Here is a 1201-nt window from a genome sequence, read left to right on the forward strand (position 1 = left end):
CCGCGTCCACGTCTGGAACGACGTGCCTTGCCACCTGTGCGTTACACCACTCTATGGGGCACTACTGCTGCGAACGGTCCGCGCCTTTTCGAGGATGTCACAGGCGGTGCGAAGGGCTAGGGCTAGGGCCATCTGATTCGACGAGAGCTGCCCACTGAGCGTTTTAGACAGCCCGTCGTCATCGTGCACCTCGAAGAGGGTAAGAACCTGTTTGACCCAAGGGCGCCCGTGAGCCGCTGCAGAGCACATTTGCCACGTCAGATACGCGTTCGGCACGCGAAAATCACTATCCGCCGTTTGAACCATTTCGGTCGCGGTGATCTTGTCCTTCCCGCCCCGAATCGTCATGTCATTGCGGGTGAGCACCTGCTGAAGAAGATCGCGCTGTATCTCGTTGTGCTGAGCCGTGGCGTCTACGGCTCTAGTTGCTCTCGTTTCGTCTCTCAGGTTCATGTATTCGAGCTTCATGGCTCGGAGCGCAACTTCCTGTGGCGCGTCGTCCCGGAGAAGCCACAGTGCAGCCGAGGCGGCCTCTATGGCTCCGCGGATCAAGGTGTAGGGGGCAAAGGTGTGTTGCGCTTTAGCATCGGCGAGGAGCATTTTGAGCGCGTGCAGATGGTCAACAGCGGTGTGGAGAAGATATCCAAGCTGATGGGAGGCTTGGAACGGCTCGGTCAAGGCATCGACCACGTCGAGTACCGAACCTGAAGCGACGTCGTATGCCTCTTGACCAGCCTCATGCCACGCATCGATCCGCTTGAAATCCCGGCCCATTCCTTTCCACGCGATTTCAGTCTCACGGGGACTGAGTGGTTGGAAGTAGGTCTGGCGTTCACTCAAGATACGTTCCTAGTCGCGGGAAAGATGGACACGTCCGGACCATTCTTCCTTACCTTCGCCAGAGGACCTGGCCCTTCAGGCCTGTTCGCCGGCGCCAGCGTTTTGGCCGGGGTCCCCAGGGTGCGCAGGGCGCGGTTCGTGACGCCTCTGAGCTCCACCGCGAGCCAGGGTGTCGCATTGCTCGATATCGCAACCCCAGACCTGGTGGAGCAGATCGTCCGAAGGAGCCGGTCCACCGAGGGTATGAACTCCTTCGAAGGCGGCACCGTGGAGTAGGTACAGGAATTCGAACTGAGTAGTGCCCCATAGAGTGGTGTAACGCACAGGTGGCAAGGCACGTCGTTCCAGACGTGGACGCGGC

The 1201-nt window shown here is 59.7% G+C and carries 2 protein-coding genes; one reads left to right on the plus strand and one right to left on the minus strand.

Translation table 11 applies throughout. The features are described 5' to 3' along the window. Positions 1 to 51: 51 nt before the first annotated feature. Positions 52 to 840, minus strand: coding sequence for a hypothetical protein (locus tag ACFFIO_RS11260; protein ID WP_378041857.1), 789 nt, complete (start codon positions 838 to 840; stop codon positions 52 to 54). 138 nt (positions 841 to 978) lie between these two features. On the opposite strand from ACFFIO_RS11260, the gene ACFFIO_RS11265 reads away from it, so the two are divergent. Beyond that, positions 979 to 1116 (plus strand): hypothetical protein, encoded by a 138-nt coding sequence (locus ACFFIO_RS11265; RefSeq protein WP_378041859.1) that lies wholly within the window; start codon positions 979 to 981, stop codon positions 1114 to 1116. Positions 1117 to 1201: the final 85 nt, after the last annotated feature.

Source organism: Citricoccus parietis, assembly GCF_042433045.1.
GTDB classification, from domain to species: domain Bacteria; phylum Actinomycetota; class Actinomycetes; order Actinomycetales; family Micrococcaceae; genus Citricoccus; species Citricoccus parietis.